This is a genomic window from Amycolatopsis roodepoortensis (assembly GCF_024628825.1).
GTDB lineage: Bacteria > Actinomycetota > Actinomycetes > Mycobacteriales > Pseudonocardiaceae > Amycolatopsis > Amycolatopsis roodepoortensis.
In genome coordinates this window covers 2,729,053-2,745,460 of sequence record NZ_CP102415.1, presented here as the reverse complement: position 1 = coordinate 2,745,460, position 16,408 = coordinate 2,729,053, and the positions used below count along the sequence as shown (strand labels likewise).

14 protein-coding genes are annotated in these 16,408 nt (G+C 70.7%); 6 read left to right on the top strand and 8 right to left on the bottom strand.

What is annotated here, in order from left to right; all coding sequences use genetic code 11:
* The first annotated feature begins 144 nt into the window (after positions 1-144).
* Both NQK81_RS12770 and NQK81_RS12765 read left to right on the top strand, forming a co-directional pair.
* Positions 145-1,242 carry a WD40/YVTN/BNR-like repeat-containing protein gene (locus NQK81_RS12770; protein ID WP_257488340.1) on the top strand — a complete coding sequence of 366 codons (1,098 nt, stop codon included), beginning with the start codon at positions 145-147 and terminating at the stop codon, positions 1,240-1,242.
* A gap of 139 nt (positions 1,243-1,381) precedes the next feature.
* Entirely contained in the window at positions 1,382-2,212 is an 831-nt protein-coding gene (locus tag NQK81_RS12765; protein ID WP_257488339.1) for an SAM-dependent methyltransferase, read from the top strand.
* A gap of 219 nt (positions 2,213-2,431) precedes the next feature.
* Here NQK81_RS12765 and NQK81_RS12760 read toward each other — a convergent pair whose 3' ends face one another.
* From NQK81_RS12760 to NQK81_RS12750, 3 genes are all read right to left on the bottom strand, one after another.
* Positions 2,432-4,315, bottom strand: a complete 1,884-nt coding sequence (locus tag NQK81_RS12760) for a M48 family metallopeptidase (RefSeq protein ID WP_257488338.1) — start codon at positions 4,313-4,315, stop codon at positions 2,432-2,434.
* A 170-nt stretch (positions 4,316-4,485) separates the two neighbouring features.
* Entirely contained in the window at positions 4,486-5,319 is an 834-nt protein-coding gene (locus tag NQK81_RS12755) for an aldo/keto reductase (RefSeq protein WP_306856038.1), read from the bottom strand.
* Positions 5,320-5,347: 28 nt separating this feature from the next.
* Complete coding sequence (locus NQK81_RS12750) at positions 5,348-6,529, bottom strand: MFS transporter (protein WP_257488336.1); 1,182 nt, start codon at positions 6,527-6,529, stop codon at positions 5,348-5,350.
* Positions 6,530-6,672: 143 nt separating this feature from the next.
* Between NQK81_RS12750 and NQK81_RS12745 the strand changes: the two genes are divergently transcribed.
* Genes NQK81_RS12745 through NQK81_RS12730 form a run of 4 tightly spaced genes read left to right on the top strand, consistent with a single transcriptional unit; the run spans position 6,673 to position 9,584 of the window.
* Positions 6,673-7,125: a MarR family winged helix-turn-helix transcriptional regulator gene (locus NQK81_RS12745; protein WP_257488335.1), complete on the top strand. Its 453-nt coding sequence runs from the start codon at positions 6,673-6,675 to the stop codon at positions 7,123-7,125.
* 49 nt (positions 7,126-7,174) lie between these two features.
* Positions 7,175-8,632: an amidohydrolase gene (locus tag NQK81_RS12740; protein WP_257488334.1), complete on the top strand. Its 1,458-nt coding sequence runs from the start codon at positions 7,175-7,177 to the stop codon at positions 8,630-8,632.
* A 39-nt stretch (positions 8,633-8,671) separates the two neighbouring features.
* Positions 8,672-9,076 (top strand): hypothetical protein, encoded by a 405-nt coding sequence (locus NQK81_RS12735; RefSeq protein ID WP_126729782.1) that lies wholly within the window; start codon positions 8,672-8,674, stop codon positions 9,074-9,076.
* Between the two features lie 43 nt (positions 9,077-9,119).
* Positions 9,120-9,584 carry a DUF2127 domain-containing protein gene (locus NQK81_RS12730; protein ID WP_257488333.1) on the top strand — a complete coding sequence of 155 codons (465 nt, stop codon included), beginning with the start codon at positions 9,120-9,122 and terminating at the stop codon, positions 9,582-9,584.
* A 9-nt stretch (positions 9,585-9,593) separates the two neighbouring features.
* Here NQK81_RS12730 and NQK81_RS12725 read toward each other — a convergent pair whose 3' ends face one another.
* The 5 genes from NQK81_RS12725 to NQK81_RS12705 all read right to left on the bottom strand — a co-directional run bounded on the left by NQK81_RS12725 (position 9,594) and on the right by NQK81_RS12705 (position 16,405).
* The gene (locus tag NQK81_RS12725; protein WP_257488332.1) at positions 9,594-10,292 is read right to left on the bottom strand and encodes a PP2C family protein-serine/threonine phosphatase; all 699 of its coding nucleotides are present in this window, start codon (positions 10,290-10,292) and stop codon (positions 9,594-9,596) included.
* A gap of 223 nt (positions 10,293-10,515) precedes the next feature.
* Positions 10,516-11,337, bottom strand: coding sequence for a hypothetical protein (locus NQK81_RS12720; RefSeq protein ID WP_257488331.1), 822 nt, complete (start codon positions 11,335-11,337; stop codon positions 10,516-10,518).
* Between the two features lie 43 nt (positions 11,338-11,380).
* Positions 11,381-13,231 carry a glycosyltransferase family 39 protein gene (locus NQK81_RS12715; protein WP_257488330.1) on the bottom strand — a complete coding sequence of 617 codons (1,851 nt, stop codon included), beginning with the start codon at positions 13,229-13,231 and terminating at the stop codon, positions 11,381-11,383.
* A gap of 4 nt (positions 13,232-13,235) precedes the next feature.
* Complete coding sequence (locus NQK81_RS12710) at positions 13,236-14,483, bottom strand: bifunctional glycosyltransferase family 2/GtrA family protein (RefSeq protein ID WP_257488329.1); 1,248 nt, start codon at positions 14,481-14,483, stop codon at positions 13,236-13,238.
* Between the two features lie 74 nt (positions 14,484-14,557).
* Positions 14,558-16,405, bottom strand: coding sequence for an ArnT family glycosyltransferase (locus tag NQK81_RS12705; protein ID WP_257488328.1), 1,848 nt, complete (start codon positions 16,403-16,405; stop codon positions 14,558-14,560).
* Between the last annotated feature and the right edge of the window lie 3 nt (positions 16,406-16,408).

Here is a 16,408-nt window from a genome sequence, read left to right as displayed (position 1 = left end):
CGGTGCTACCTCCGTCTCACCGGCCGAACGCCGTATACCCGGTCCGGCCCCGGGCGAAACAAGGTTTGCGAGAGTACCGGAGATGATCTGGGGGTTCACCCCGAACGGCGGGCAACCAGGGCGGGGGCCGGACGTCCCGTGGTCATGAAGCCGAACCGGTGGGCCGCGCTCGCCGCCACCGCACTGACCGCCCTGGCCGTCTTCACCCCGCCCGCCGCCGCCGACGCTCGGGTGCCCGAGGGTTTCGCCCCCGCGTCGACCAGCTGGACCGGGCCGCGGCACGGATTCGTCCTCGGGTTCTCGCCGTGCGGGAAACCCGGATGGTGCGCTTCGCTGCTGGCGACCACCGACGGCGGGAAGCGGTGGCGCCGCGTCGGTGAACCGCCGATCTCCTTGCCGGACAACCACAATCAGGTCAAACTCACGGTGATCGACGGGCGCGACGCGTTCCTCTCCGACGGCACCCGGCTGCTCGCCAGCCACGACGGCGGCGGCAAATGGTCCGAGGTGCGCCTCGCCGGGGTCCGGGAACCCTTCTATATTTCGAAGATCGCCGAATCGGGGCCGCGGGTGTTCGCGATGGTCACCGGATTCGGCACCCCGTCGACGACGACGCTGTACGCCGGGATCGCCGGCACGCGGCTGCTCCTGCCGGTCCCGGGATTCACCGTCACCGGCTCCTCGACCTACGGCGACATCGCGACCAGCGGCGGGATCCAGGTCTCGATGGGGGCGGACCACCGCGTCCAGAAGTATTGGACGTCGTCGGACGGCTTGACCTTCGCGGCCGCGCCGCCGCCCTGCCCGGCGGACACTTCGGCTTCGCTGAGCGGCGTCCGGCGAGGACAGGTGCTGGCGCTGTGCAGCGGGGGACCGGGGACGCCGCAACCGGGCGCGACCGTCCGGCGGCTGTGGCGCGCGCCGAAGCTCGGCGGGCATTTCACCGGGTCGGCGCAGGCGCCCACGCTCGGGATCGACCAGAGCTTCAGCGCGGCGTCGCCCACGGCGGCGACCGTCGCGGCGGAAGGCGGCGGCACCGGATTCCTGCACAGCACCGCCGACGGCGGATCGACCTGGACGACGACCGTGCTCAGCGGCCGCGGCGTCTGCCTCAACGATCTGGACTTCCCGGACGAACGGGTCGGCGTGGTCGTGGACGGCCTGCCCGACGCGGAGGGCGGGTCCGCCGTGTACCGCACCACCGACGGCGGAGTCACCTGGCGCGAGCTCGTCTTCGGGTGATCGGCGCAGGTAGGCAAGGCCCTTGGGGAGGTTCACGGGACAGCACGCCATGTCGTAATCTGTGTACGGTCCGTCGATGTCGAGGGAGCCGTGGGCGCGTTCGCGCGGCCCGTGCGCGGCTGAAGGGTGGAACGTGTCCATGACTTCGGACGAGGTCCGGTCCGTGCCGAGGCGCCCGCTCCCCCTCGACTACAGCAAGCCCAACCTCGCCCGGATGAAGGACGTCCTTCTCGGCGGGCACGACCACTACGAGGTCGACAGGCGGGCGGTGGAGGATCTGCTCGCCATCGCCCCCGACGCCGCGTCGATGGCCAAGGAGTTCCGCTCTTGGGCGAACCGGGTGGTCCGGTTCCTCGCCGGCGCCCGCGGGATCGACCAGTTCCTCGACCTGGGCTCCGGATTGCCCACCTCGGAGAACACGCATCAGGCGGCGCAGCGGTACAACCCGGACGCGCTGGTCGTCTACGTCGACCACGACCCGGTGGTCCAGGCGCACGGGCTGGCGCTGCTGGAGGACCTGCTCGTCCACGTCAGCGGCGCCGATCTGACCGATCCGGAGCAGACCCTCGCCGATCCGGTGGTCGCCGAGCACATCGAATTCGACCGCCCGGTCGCGGTGATCCTGAACTCGGTGCTGCACCACATCGAAGACTTCGACGAGGCGCGGTCCGTCGTCCGGGCGTACGTCGACGCGATCGCGCCCGGCTCGTACGTGCTGATCACCCACGACTTCACCCCTGGCGAGGGCGCACGCGGCGCGCTCGCCAGGAAGCTCGACGACCTCATGGCGAGCACCGGGCACCGCACCGTGCATCGCGGCCGCGAGGAGATCGAGTCGCTGTTCGACGGGCTGGAGGTCTTGGAGCCCGGCGTCGTTCACCTGCACGAGTGGTGGCCCGAGGGGCCGCGGCTCGCTCCGCTGTCCGAGCTGAACCACCTGAGCCTCGGCGGGGTGGGGATCAAGCCTTAAGGGGCGGGGCTGCCGGAGCGGCATGTCGCGAAAGCCACTTTCGGGACGTCAGGCGTCGAGAAAGTGGCTTTCGCGACGTGCGCGGAGGGCCGTCCCCGGGCGACGGTCGGCGCGGGCTCGCCTCTGGCGGCTGTGTTGCGAAAGCCACTTTCGCAACGTTGAAGGTTGCGAAAGTGGCTTTCGCAACCCTTGTGGAGGCACCCGACACAAAAGCGCGCGTCAAGCCCTCAGCGAGGCGAACAACGCCGTCAGTTCGTCGTGCGCGGTCCCGAAGTCCTCGGTGTTGCCGGTGAAGGCCAGTTCCAGCGTCTCGCCGTCGGACAGCTCCAGCATCAGGTACGCGGTGAGCTTGCGGCGGGGGAAGCCGCCCGCGACGATGTCCGAGAACGGGATCCGCCGGGCGCCCGGTTCGGCGCGCAGATCGTCGAGGCCGCGCTCGCGCAGCTTCCGGATCCGCTTGCGGTCCGACACACCGCGCGCCCCGATCAGCCCGGCGAGGCCACGGCGGATCAGCACCGAACGCGCCATCGGCAGCAACACCACTTCGGTGTCGCAGACGATCAAGTCGTAGAGCTTCCGCTTGGCCTTGAGCGCGGTGAACATCCCGAGCATCCGTGCCTCGGCGGGATCCGGCTCCGGCTGGGGCTCCTGCTTGCAGAAGTACCCGGCGGGCACGCTCAGCAACTGCAGGTTGTGGACCAGTTCGTCGACCGCGCGCGGGCTCCGCACCGCCGGGCCGACCAGTTCGGCGACGTCGAACGGCTCGCCGTCGCCGAGGCACAGTTCCCAGCCGCCGCCCCAGTTCAGGCGGTGCGCGGCGACGCCGTTGTCGATCATCGCGGCGGTGACGGTGTCGGCGAACAGTTCGGTGAGCAGTGCGAGGCCCTCCTCGCGGGACGGCGCCCGCAGGGGTTTGGCGAGCGCGTCGGCGTCCCCGTCGCGCAGCACCCGCACGACCTCGCCGATCGTGCCGCGCGGCGCCAGCCTGCTTTCGATCCCGGCCGAGGTCAGCAGCCTCGCGCCCTCCGCCACCGACGCCCGGCCCGCGCGTTTGACGACCTCGTCCCAGTCCGCGCGCGGTCCGACGTCACGGACCAGCACGTTCAGCTCCGCCTCGGGCACGTCGACCTTCGGCGCGCCAAGGAGCGACCAGCCCGGCCGGGCGTCCGGCTTCACCGGGTTGTCCGGCACGCCCGCCAGCGCGGCGATCCGCCGCTTCGTGGGCGGATGGCTGTCGTACTTCGACAGCTCCTCGCCGTCGATGATGTCGTCGGCGTACTCGGCCACCCAGTCCCGCTGGACGGGGTGATTGAGGTACGACCGGAACCCCAGCAGCACGGCGGGAGTGCGCCGGGCCGCCGCGCCGAGCGAGAGATAGCGCTCGGAGTAGTCCTTCCACAGCGGGCTCAGCGTCGCGACCTTCCGCAGCGCCGCGGCCGCCGTCCGGCTGCCCGCCGCGAGCACGGACGCCTCGTCGGCCTGCAGTTCCTGCCGCCGGTTCGCCGACCGCGCGATTAGGAGGTACAGCTTCGAGTACGCGGAGAGCAGGGCCCTGGCGGGGCCGCCGTCCAGCCTGTCGACGGTGAAGGCGAGCGTCTGGGTGCCGCGGTAGGTCAGCGCGAGCAGCCGGGTGTGGCCGCCGCTGTAGTGGCCGAGTTCGTGCGCGAGGACCGCGCGCAGTTCGCTCACGCTCAGCGCGGCCATCAGCGGCAGCCCGATCAGCATCGTGCGGCGGCCCGGCCGCAGGCCGAGGAACCGGGCGTCCTCGGTGACCGCGGCGTTGATCTCGCCGATCAGCACGATCTCGTCCGGCGGCCGCGTCTTCACCTGGGCGGCGAGGTCGTCGATCATCCGCCACAGCGCGGGATGCGCTTCGCGGTCCAGCCGCGGTCCCTCGATCGGGGGACGCCGCGCCCGCAGCGCGCTCACCAGCCCGAAGCCGAGCGCGATCATGATCGCGAGCCCGCCGAGCATGACGTAGGTACCGATCTTGCCCTGGATCCGCAGGCCCGCCAGCACACTGGCGACACCCACCGCGACGACCACCACTGGGAACGCCACGAGCAGAAGTGTCGCGAGGACGGCGCGTCCTCGGGCCTGCATCGTCCGGTTACCTCTTTTCGCACAAGTGCCGTCTGTGCGGCCGAATAGTAACCGGCTACGCAGCGGGCTCGGGCGAGAACAAAGCGCTACGCCCGCGACCTGCGACAGCCCGAAGCCTCGTGAGTGGTCAGGACGGTTCTAACCGTCCTAACCACTCACGAGGGTGATGACTAGGCGACGTTGAAGGTGTCGGGATCCGGTCCGGTCCGCTCGCCTCGGTCCAGCACGGACAGCGCGGCGATGTCCTCCTCCGACAGCGTGAACCCGAAGACGTCGAGGTTCTCCTTGATCCGCGACGGCGTCACGGACTTCGGGATGACGACGTTGCCGAGCTGCAGGTGCCACCGCAGGACGATCTGCGCCGGCGTGCGGCCGTGCTTGGCGGCCAGCGCGGTGATCGCGTCCTCGCCGAGCAGGGTGCCGCCCTTGGCCAGCGGGCTCCACGCCTCGGTCGCGATGCCGTGCTTCGCGTCGAATTCGCGCACCGCGGCCTGCTGGAGGTACGGGTGCACCTCGACCTGGTTGACCGCCGGGGTCACCGAGCCGGCGTCGAGAAGCCGTTCGAGATGCGCGGGCTGGAAGTTGGACACGCCGATCGCGCGCACCCGGCCGTCGGCGTAGAGCTTCTCGAAGGCCTTCCACGTGTCGCGGTAGAGATCGCGCTCCGGCGTCGGCCAGTGGATGAGGTACAGGTCCAGCTTTTCGAGGCCCAGCTTAGCCATACTGACGTCGAACGCCTTCAGCGTGGCGTCGTAGCCCTGTTCGCTGTTCCACAGTTTGGTGGTGATGAACAGCTCGTCGCGGGGGATCCCGGCTTCGGCGAGCGCCTTGCCGACGCCCGCTTCGTTGCCGTAGACGGCGGCGGTGTCGATGCTGCGGTAGCCCGCGTCCAGCGCGGCCTTGACCGCGGCGGTGGTCTCCTCGTCCGGCACCTGGAAGACGCCGAACCCGAGCTGCGGCATCTCCACCCCGTTGTTGAGCTTGACGGTGGGAATGTCGGTCACTTGCGTTCCTTTCATGGGTACTGACGGGTCAGGCGGCGGGGGCCAGTTCGGCGCGACGAGCCTTTCGCCGCCCGTGGTCGAGCATGCCCGAGATGACCGCGACCAGCAGTCCGGCGAGCGCGAGCGCGGCGCCGATCCAGTTGGGCGCGGTGTAGCCCAGGCCGGCGTCGATGGCCTTGCCGCCGAGCCACGCGCCCCCGGCGTTGCCGAGGTTGAACGCGGCGATGTTGGCCGCCGAAGCCAGCGCGGGCGCGCCTTCGGCCTTGTTCATGACGCGGGCCTGCAGCGGCGCGACGGTCGCGAAACCGGCGGCGCCGAAGACCGCGATGGTGATCGCGGCGGGAAGCTGGGCGTGCGCGGTGAAGACGAACACGACCAGCACGGCCGCGAGCACGGCGAGGATGACGTACAGGCTGGGCATCAGCGACCGGTCGGCCGCCTTGCCGCCGAGCAGGTTGCCGACGAACAGGCCGCCGCCGAACAGCACGAGCAGCCAGGTCACCGCGCCGGGGGAGAAGCCGGCGACCTCGGTCATCATCGGGGCGATGTAGGTGAAGGACGCGAACACCCCGGCGAAGCCGAGCGCGGTCATCGCCAGCGCGAGCCACACCTGCGGACGCCGGAACACGGCCAGTTCGCTGCGCAGCCCTGCGCTCTTCGTCGTCGCCTGCACGGGGACCAGCGCGAGGATCCCGATCAGGCCGATCACGCCGAGCGCGCTGACCGCCCAGAACGTCGAACGCCAGCCCAGTGCCTGGCCGAGCGCGGTCCCGGCGGGAACGCCGAGGACGTTGGCGACGGTCAGGCCGGTGAACATCATCGCGATGGCGCCCGCCTGCTTGTTCGGCGCGACCAGCGAGGCGGCGACGACCGCCCCGACACCGAAGAACGCGCCGTGTGAGAGCGCGGCGACCACGCGGCCGGTCATCAGCAGGCCGTAGGTGGGGGCCAGCGCCGAAACGACGTTGCCGGCGATGAACAGGACCATCAGGCCGACCAGGACCGTCTTGCGCGGCACTCGCGACGCGAGCGCGGTCAGCAGCGGGGCGCCGACCACGACGCCCAGCGCGTATCCGGAGATCAGCAGTCCGGCGGAGGGGATCGAGACGCCGAAGTCGCCCGCGACCTCGGGCAGCAGGCCCATGATCACGAACTCGGTGGTGCCGATACCGAAGGCACTGATCGCCAGTGCGAGCAGAGCGGCAGGCATTGGAGGCTCACTTCTTCCCGTAGAGTGGTGTTGTCTGGCGTTGGCAACTACGGGCGTCTGAAATAGTTGCACGCGCCGTATATTGCACACGCTTGATGATGCATGACGCAACGAAGCTCGGGCAACCGGGGAAGAGGTGAACCGTGTCACTGGCCGACGACGCCGTGGAGGCACGCGCGCAGGGCTGGCGGACCCTGGCCGCACTGCACGCGCGGATCGAGGACGCGCTGGAGCGGGCGCTGGCGCAGCAGCACTCGCTGTCCGTCAGCGAGTACACCGTGCTGGACGTGCTCGCCCGGCAGGACGGTTTCCACCTGCGGATGAACCAGCTGTCGAACGCCGTCGTGCTCAGCCAGTCGGCGACGACCCGGCTGGTGTCGCGGCTGGAGGACCGGGGGCTGCTGCAGCGGTACCTGTGCCCGGACGACCGGCGGGGGATCTACACGGAGGTCACGCCTGCCGGGCAGGAGCTGCTCGCGGCCGCCCGGCCGACGCACGACGCCGTCCTGACCGAGGCTTTGGCCGCGGCCGAGGAACTCCCCGAACTCGCGCCTTTGGTCGCCGCGCTCGGAAAGCTCACCTTCGCCCGCTCCTGACCCTCGCAAGTAGGTGACTACTCGCGAGCCGGGCTGGCAAGGTGAGGGCGTGGACGATCTTCTGTTGCGCCGGGTCCGGGTCGGCTTGGCGGGTTCTTTGTCGGACGTGCGGATCGAGGGTGGCCGGATCGCGGCCATCGCGGGCCCGGGGCAGGCGGGCGAGGCGTCGGAGATCCTGGACGGGCACGGCGGCACCCTGCTGCCCGGCCTGGTCGACGCGCACGTGCACACCGCCCAGTGGTCGGCCGCGCGCCGCCGGATCCCGCTGGGGGAGGCGACTTCCGCCGCGCACACGGTCGAGCTCGTGCTGGCGCACCTGCTGGCGAATCCCGCGCCGCCCGGCGAGCTCGTGCTCGGCGCCGGGTTCCGTGACGGACTCTGGCCCGACGCCCCGCACAAGGATCTGCTGCAGAAGGCGCTGCCCGGGCATCCGGTCGCGCTGTTCAGCGCCGACCTCCACACGCTGTGGCTCAGTCCCGCCGCGCTCAAGCTCATCGGCCGCGAGCATCCGACCGGGGTGCTGCTGGAGAACGACTGCATGAGCGCGACGGCCGAACTCCCGATCGCGCCCGAGGACGTCGTCGACGGCTGGGTGGCCGACGCCCTCGACGCGGCGGCCGCCCGCGGCGTCACCAGGATCGCCGACTACGAATACGCCGACACGGTCACCGACTGGCGGCGACGGCAGGCGCGGAGACCCCTGCCGGTCCGGGTCTCCTGCGTGATCGCGAAGTACCTGCTCGACACGGCCATCGAGCGCGGCCACCGTTCCGGAGACGTACTGGAGGACAGCGGCGGGCTGCTCACGGTCGGGCCGTTCAAGCTGTTCGTCGACGGTTCGCTGAACACGCGCACCGCGTACTGCGTGGGGCACTACGCCGGAACCGAGTCCCACGGGCTGCTCGAACTGCCGCCCGAGGAGCTGGAACCGTTGATGCGCAAGGCATCCGCGAACGGCCTTTCGCCCGCGGTGCACGCGATCGGCGACCACGCCAACAAGATCGCGCTCGACGCCTTCGCGAGGGTCGGCTGCGCGGGCCGCATCGAGCACGCGCAACTGCTGTGCGCCGAGGACGTCGCGCGGTTCGCCGAGCTGGGTGTCGTGGCGAGTGTGCAGCCCGCCCATCAGCCGGACGACCGCGACGTCGCCGACCGGCATTGGCACGGCTGGACCGACCGCGCCTTCCCGTACGGCGCTCTGCATCGCTCCGGGGTGACGCTGGAGTTCGGTTCGGACGCGCCGGTCGCGCCGCTGGACCCGTGGGACGCGATCGCGTCGGCGGTCAGCCGCACCGACGACGAGCGCCCGCCGTGGCATCCCGAGCAGGCCATGCCGCTGGAGGCCGCGCTCGCCGCGTCGTCCGGTGGCCGGACGTCGGTGGCCGTCGGGGACGTCGCGGATCTGGTCGTCACCGCCGTGGACCCGGTGCGGCTGTCCCCGGCCGGGCTGCGCGACATCCCCGTCACCGCCACGATCATGGACGGCCGTGTCACCTACGCGTCCTGAGTCTTTCCTTGCGGTGGCGCAACGCCTTAATGGAAGGGCATGGATCACCGTCTGCTCGACCGGCTCCGGGACCTCCACCGCTCCTTGAGCACCGACATCGGCTTCGTCACCCGGATGGTCGAGGAGGACGCGCCGCGGGCCGACGTCCTCCGTGATCTCGGGGAACGGCTCACCGACCTCGGCACCGCACTGCTCGCCCGTTCGGACCACGTCGACGCCGACGTGCTCGCGAAGCTGCCCGACGACGGCTGGCTGCCCGAAGCGGGCGAGCATCACCGGGCGCTGCTCGTGGCCCACCACGTCGGCGAGCGGCCGCTGCGCTGCGGGCGGATCTATCTCGCCGTCTGCGGCGCGCCGTGCTTTCCCTTCTACGGTAGGGACCGCTCCCGGCGGACCGCCCGGCACGAGCGGTGCCCGACCTGCCGGGACCGCCTGTTCCGGTGACGGCGGCTGCGAGCGGCGGCGGGGTGCGGCAGGGTCGGATGACATGAGCACCGGGAAGCTGTTCCGGATCGCCATCGCCCTGAAGGGGCTCGACGGCGCCTTGCAACTGCTGGGCGGGCTGGTCCTGCTGATCGTGCCGGCGTCGCTCATCTCCGGTTTCGCGCACGCCGTGGTCACCCGCGACCTGCTCGGCGACCCCGAAGGGACGCTGGCCCGGCACCTCGAACTGGCCGCCGGTCACTTCGCCGAAGGCCGGACGTTCGCCGTGGTGTACCTCGTGGCGCACGGGATCGTCAAACTCGGCCTGGTCTGGGCGCTGGCGAAGAAGGTGTTGCGGGCGTACCCCGTCGCCGCCGTGGTGCTCTCGGCGTTCGTGGTCTACGAGATCCTCCGCGCGATCCACACGCACTCGCTCGCGCTTCCGTTCTTCGCCGCCCTCGACGTGGTGATCGTCGTGCTGGTCCTGCGCGAGTACCGGCAGCTCAAACGGGATCGCGTCGCGGCCTGACCGCCCGGTTCAGGCCGCGACGCGAAACTCTTCCGTGGTGACGTCCGCGCCGGGCGGATCCACCACGAGCGCGGTGGCGTTGTCGGAGCCACCGAGCGAGATCGCCGTCCGCACCAGCTCGGTGGCCGCCCTGTCCGGCATCCCGAGGATGTCGAGCATGGTCGGCCCGCTGAGCGTCTTGTGCACACCGTCGCTGGTGAGCAAGAGCCCGCCGGTCGTGACGGTGGCCGTGCCGATCTCGTGCGCACCGGCCGTGCGGACGCTGGTGGTGACGACGTGTTCCATCCGCGGTGTCACGGGTTGTCCGTGGTCGCGGAAGTACTGCGCGAGCGTATGGTCCTTCGTCACCTGCCGCACGGTGTAACCGTCCCAAGCGTACGCCCGTGCGTCCCCGACCCACGCGATGCCATACCCCTCGGCGGTCCGCACGGCCACGACGAGGACGCAGTCACCGGCCTCGCCGAGAGCGAGCACTGCCCGCTGAGCAGCGAGAACGGCCCCGGTCGCCCCCTGCTCGACCGGTGTCCTGGACGCCGCCGAGGCGGCCGTCCGCGCCGCGCGTGCCGCGTTCGGGTGATCTCCGACTCCATCGGCCAGGGCGAACACGATCCCCCGGCCGTCCGGGGCCGCGTACGCCGCGACGGCGTCCGCGTTGTGTTCGCGCGGACCCTGCGCGCTCGCCGTGTGCCAGTGCGGAAGCTCCCTCATGGTCTTCTCCTCACCCCTGGGTGATTCCCTGCTTCCAGGGTGCGCCTTGATCCTGTGGGCGACCTGAGGGTTCGGTGTCATGCGCCTGTCGGTCCGCTCTCGTGCCCGGAGGCGTAACTCACGTGATCAGAGACGTAACTCGCGTGCTCGGAGGCGTCACACGCGAGTTACGCCTCCGATCACGCGAGTTACGCCTTCAAGCACGCGAGTTACGCCTTGGCGGTCAGCGCAGGCGCGTGATCAGCGTCCGCAGCCAGCTCTCCGCCATCGCCGGTTCCTTCCGCAGATACCGCACCAGCAGGTCCCGCCCGGCCTTCGAACGCCCCGCCTCGACGATCGCGACCGCCTCGGCCAGCCCCCGCAGCCGCTTGTCCGAATGCTCCGGCGCGCGGCCGTTCTCGTCCGACCAGCGCGGCCGCGGGAACGACGCCGTGAGCTTGGGCTGCGTGTTGCCGAAGTAGAGCCAGACCGGCTCGTCGAGCGAGATGTTCCGGACGCCGTTCGCGGGCAGGTCGGCGGGCCAGCCGAACTGCTGCTGCCAGCGGAACGCCGTCGGGCTCGTGTCCTCGCGGATGGTGATCCCGAGGAACCGGATTCGGCCGCGGATGATGCTCCAGGCCTCGCGTTCGTCCTCGATCCAGCGCCGCAGAAATCCGTAGAGCTCGGTGAACGTCTGTCCTGTGTAGACGAGGTCGACGAACACCTTCGGCCGCCCGCGGGCCAGGTCGTGCGGGCTCAGCCCCATCGAAGCGAGATAGCCGCGCAGAGTGTCCACATCGGACTCCTGCAGTCCGCTGTAGACCCCTGCGAACGACAGCGGCAGCTGATGGATCCTTTCCCGCCAAGGGGTTCCGCTCAGCAGATCGTGCACGCTGTCGGCGGAGCGCCCGACGAAGTACAGATCGGCGTCACCGGCGCGGGCGATCACCTTCGCGGCGCATTCGATCAGCTCGTCCAGGAACCACAGCGACGGTTTTCCGGCGCGTTCCAGTAGCGTCCCGAGCTGGTCGGGGCGCACGAGATCCCAGCGGTACGGCCGATTCACGCCGTCCAGGATTCCCGTGCGCCCCACCATTGTCGACGGATTTTCAGGAGAGCAGGTTGTACACCGTCTGCTCGCCGACCGTGGTGGCGCTGAAGTTCTCGGCGACCCATTCGGAGATCTCGTTCGAGCCGCCACCCGGACCACCGCCGCGGCCGCCTTCGACGTAGTAGGTGATTTCGCCGTTGGCCACGTACTGCTGGAATTCCGCCAGCGTCGGGGCGGGATCCCCGCCGCTCCAGCCGCCGATGCCGATCACCGACTTCCCGCTCGCGAGTTCCAGGTTCGCCGCGGACTGCGAACTCGTCGTCGCGGCGGCCCATTTCGTCGTGGTCGCGGCGAGCGCGGCCCCGAGCTCCGCGGACGAGCCTTCCTCCATTCCCATGCCCATTCCCCGTTCGCCGCCGGTCGACGGGCCGGAGATCGGGATGGAACCGGAGTGCGCCTGCGAAGCGGTCACGATGCCGTACGCGGTGGTGCCGAGCCCGACGGTCAGGACGGCGGCGGTCGCGACGACGGCGACGAGTTTGCGCGCCGGAGGGACACCCACCAGCACGACGGTCGCGGTCAGCAGGCCGAGCCCGGCGATGATCCAGCGCAACGCGGGCAGCCAATCCGCGTCGCGGTCCAGCAGGATGTACGCCCAGACGGCGCTGGCCGCGATCATCAACGACAGGAACACCCGAGGCGCGAGATGCGCCCGGCCGCGCCACAACGAGGTCCCGGAGATCGCCACCACGGCGGCGATCGACGGCGCCAGCGCGACGGCGTAGTACGGGTGCACGATGCCGCTCATGAAGCTGAACACCAGCGCGGTGACGAGCATCCAGCCGCCCCACACGATCAGCGCGGCCCGCGTCCGGTCGGTCCCGGCGGCCCGCCGGGTGAACCACAGCCCCGCGACCAGCCCGATCAGCGCCGCGGGCAGCAGCCACGACACCTCGCCGCCGAAGCTCGCGCCGAACATCCGGGTCAGGCCGCTCTCCCCGCCGAAACCGACGTTCCCGCCGCCGGAGCCGACAGTGCCGCCGGGGCCGCCGACCATCACGCCGCCGCCCCGGCCGAAGATCCGGCCGAGTCCGTTGTAGCCCAAGGCCAGTTCGAGCAGGCTGTCGCCGTCCGAACCCCCGATGTACGGACGCGAGTCCGTCGGCCAGAGATCGACCAGCGCGATGAACCAGCCCGCCGAGACGACCACGGCGACCACCGCGCCTGCCAGGTGGAGCAACCGTTTCCCGAGCGACGCCGGCGCCGCGACCAGGTAGGCGAGCCCGAACGCGGGCAGCACCAGGAATGCCTGCATCATCTTGGTCAGGAAGCCGAACCCGATGGCGACGCCGGCGAAGGCCAGCCAGCGCGGGCTCGCCTTTTCGATCGCGCGGATCGTGCAGTATCCGCCGGCGATCAGCAGCAGCGTCAGGAACGCGTCGGGGTTGTTGAACCTGAACATGAGCGCGGCGACCGGGGTGACGGCGAACGCCGCACCGGCGAACAGACCGGCGACGGGGCCGGAGGTCCGTTTCACCGTCAGGTACAGCAGGCCGACCGACGCGACTCCCATCAGCGCCTGCGGCGCCAGCACGGTGAAACTGGAGAAGCCGAAGAGCCGGGCGAACGCCGTCGTCACCCAGAGCGCGGCGGGCGGTTTGTCGACGGTGAGCACGTTCCCGGCGTCGAGCGAGCCGAACAGCCAAGCCTTCCAGTCCTGCGTGCCGGACTGCACCGCCGCGGCGTAGAACGAGTTGCCGTAGCCGGAGGCGGTCAGATTCCAGAGATACAGCAGCGCGGTGGCGGCGAGCAGCCCGAAGACCGCGGGCCGGACCCACCGGCCGGATGGTTTCGTGGCGCTTTCCCCGGCGTGGCCGGGTTCAACCCGGGAAGCGAGTGCGGTGGTCATGGGGTCAGCTCTCCATCTCGGTGGCGGGGCGGCGGCGGAACACCCAGCCGCGCAGCAGCAGGAAGCGCAGGACGGTGGCCGCGAGGTTCGCGAGCACGAGCGCGGTGATCTCGAGCGGCAGGCCGGGAGCCGTCATCGTGTGCAGCAGCGCCAGCGCGCCACTGGTGAGCGCGAGCCCGAGGCCGAACACGATGAGACCCTGGAACTGGTGCAGCCCGGCGCCTTCCCGGCCGCGGATGCCGAACGTCAGCCGCCGGTTGAGCGCGGTGTTGCCGATCGCGGTCACCAGCAGCGCGACGAGATTCGCCGCCTGCGCGCCGGTGAACGTCCGCAGCAGCAGGAAGAGCACGAGGTAGGCGATGGTGCTGGCGACGCCGACGGCGGCGAACCGCACCAGCTGCCGCACCAGGCTCGGCGCCACACCCGGCGCCTGTACCTGGATCGGCGCGCGGCCGAGTTGTTCGCGCAGGCCGCTGATCGGGATCCGCCCCGTCATCGTCGCCTTGGCCAGCCGCGCGATCCCTTTGAGATCGGCGGTCGCGGTGGCGATGATGTTCACCGACGAGTCCGGGTCGTCCACCCAGTCGACGGGGACCTCGTGGATCCGCAGCCCGGCCTTCTGCGCCAGGACGAGCAGTTCGGTGTCGAAGAACCAGCCGGTGTCCTGGATGTGGGGGAGCAGCCGCTCGGCGACGTCGGCGCGGATGGCCTTGAAGCCGCACTGCGCGTCGCTGAACCTCGCCGCCAGCGTGCCGCGCAGGATCAGGTTGTAGCAGCGGGAGATGAACTCCCGTTTCGGCCCGCGCACCACCCGTGCGCCGCGGGCGAGCCTGCTGCCGATGGCGAGGTCGGAGTGACCGGACAGCAGCGGCGCGACGAGCGGTCCGAGCGCGGCCAGATCGGTCGAGAGGTCGACGTCCATGTACGCGAGCACCGGAGCGTCCGAAGTGGACCAGACCGAGCGCAGCGCGCGGCCGCGGCCCTTTTCGCCGAGGTGGCGGACTTCGACGTCGTCGAATTCGCGGCTCAGCCGTTCGGCGACCCGCAGGGTGCCGTCCGTGCTGGCGTTGTCGGCGACGGTGATCCGGAACGGGTATGGGAACTGCTCCACGAGGTGCGCGCGCAATCGCCGGACGCACGGTTCGAGGTCGGTTTCCTCGTTGTAGACAGGGATGACGACGTCAAGCACCGGGGAGCCGTCCGGGGCGATGGCCGGGCGGCGGCCGAGGTCGGAGAGGATCGCGGTTGTCATGGTGTCAATCTCGGTCGTCGCGCTGAGGTCGCCTTGTGTCCGAGCTGTGCTGTCGCTGTGTCCTGTCACGGGATTCACCGGCTCAGGTCGTAGACGGTGACACCGTCCACAGTGGTCGGTGTGAAGGTGTCCGCGACCCAGGCGGCGATCCGCTCGGCGGCGTCGCTGCCGCTTTCCCCGCGCATCATCATTCCTTCGCCGAGGAAGTAGTGGATCCGTCCATTTCGGACGTATTCCTGGAACCGTTCCAGCGTGGGGGCCGGATCCGTGCCGTTGAACCCGCCGACGGCCATCACCGGGGCCCCGCTGCCGAGCTGATACCCCGCCGCGTTGTTGGAGCCCACGGTCGCCGCCGCCCAGGTGTATCCGGCACTGTCCTGCCGGATCAGGGCGGCGAGTTCGTCTCCGGGCAGGCTCGTCCCGAGCAGTCCGCCGCCGCCCATCCGCATGCCCCGGCCCAGATCGGGCCCGGCGGAGGGAAGCGCGCCGGAGTGCGGGGTGACGGCCGTCGCGACCGTGTACGCGCCGGTGCCCGCGAGCACGGTGACCAGTGTGCCTGCCGCGAGCAGACGCCTTGCCGCGCCGGGCAATCGCGAGGCGAAGAACACCAGGAACGCGCACAGCAGACCGGCCACGAGGATCGCGATCGACAACCCGGGAAGCCAGTCGGATCGCCGGGACAGCAGGAGGTACGCCGTCAACGCGGTCAAGCCGACCCCCGCGCTCAAGGTGCCCGCGGCGGCCGGATTCCCTCGTGCGCGCCACAACCGGGTGCCCGCGATCCCGATGAGCGCGGCGATCGCCGGGGCGAGCGCGATCGTGTAGTAGGCGTGGATGATCCCGCTCATGTAGCTGAACACCAGGGCGGTCACCAGGAACCAGCCACCCCAGACGATCAGCGCCGCCCGCCCGCGATCGGTGCGCGGGGCGCGGCGGGTGAACCACAGCCCGGCGGCCAGCGCGACGACGGCGGCCGGAAGCAGCCACGCGATCCCGCCCGCCATCTCATTGCCGAACAACCGATCCCAGCCTGTGCCGCCCCAGCCGCCGTTGGGGTTTCCGCCGACACTGCCGACTTCGTCGCCGGTGATGCGCCCGAGGCCGTTGTAGCCGAAAGCCAGTTCCCACAGGCTGTTCTCCTGTGAGCCGCCGATGTACGGCCGGTCGGCGGCCGGCCACAGCGCGACGACGGCGAGGTACCAGCCGGCTGACAAGAGGGTCGCGCCCAATGCTCCGATCAGGTGCAGCAGGCGGCGGCCCACCGACGCCGGCGCGGCGATCAGGTAGGCGAGCCCGAACGCGGGCAGCACCAGGAACGCCTGCAGCATCTTGGCTAGGAAACCGAATCCGACGGCGACCCCGGCCAAGGCCAGCCAGCGCGGGCTCGCGTTCTCCAGCGCGCGGACGACGCAGTAGGCGCCCGCGGTCAGGAGTAGGACGAGCAGCGCATCGGGATTGTTGAACCGGAACATCAGCGCGGCGGCCGGGGTGAGCGCGAGGACGGTGCCCGCCAGCAATCCCGCGGCCGGACCGGAAGTCCGGCGCACCGCGGCGAACAGCAACGCCACCGAACCGACGCCCATCAACGCCTGCGGCACGAGGACACTCCACGCGTCGACGCCGAACAAGCGCGCGGAAAGGCTCATCACCCACAACGCGGCCGGTGTCTTGTCGACCGTGATCGCGTTCGCGGCGTCGCTGGATCCGAAGAACAACGCCTTCCAGCTCAGCGACCCGGCCTGTGCGGCCGCGGAGTAGAAAGCGTTGGCCCAGCCGGATTCCCCGAGATTCCAGAGATACAGGACGGCGGTCGCGAGCAGCAGCGCGGCCACGGACGGCCGGACCCAGCGCGGATCGGCCGGTCGGTCCCGGGCGGAGGGGGCGGTTCGATCGGCTTCGTCGCGGGAGGCGAGGAGGGTCATGGG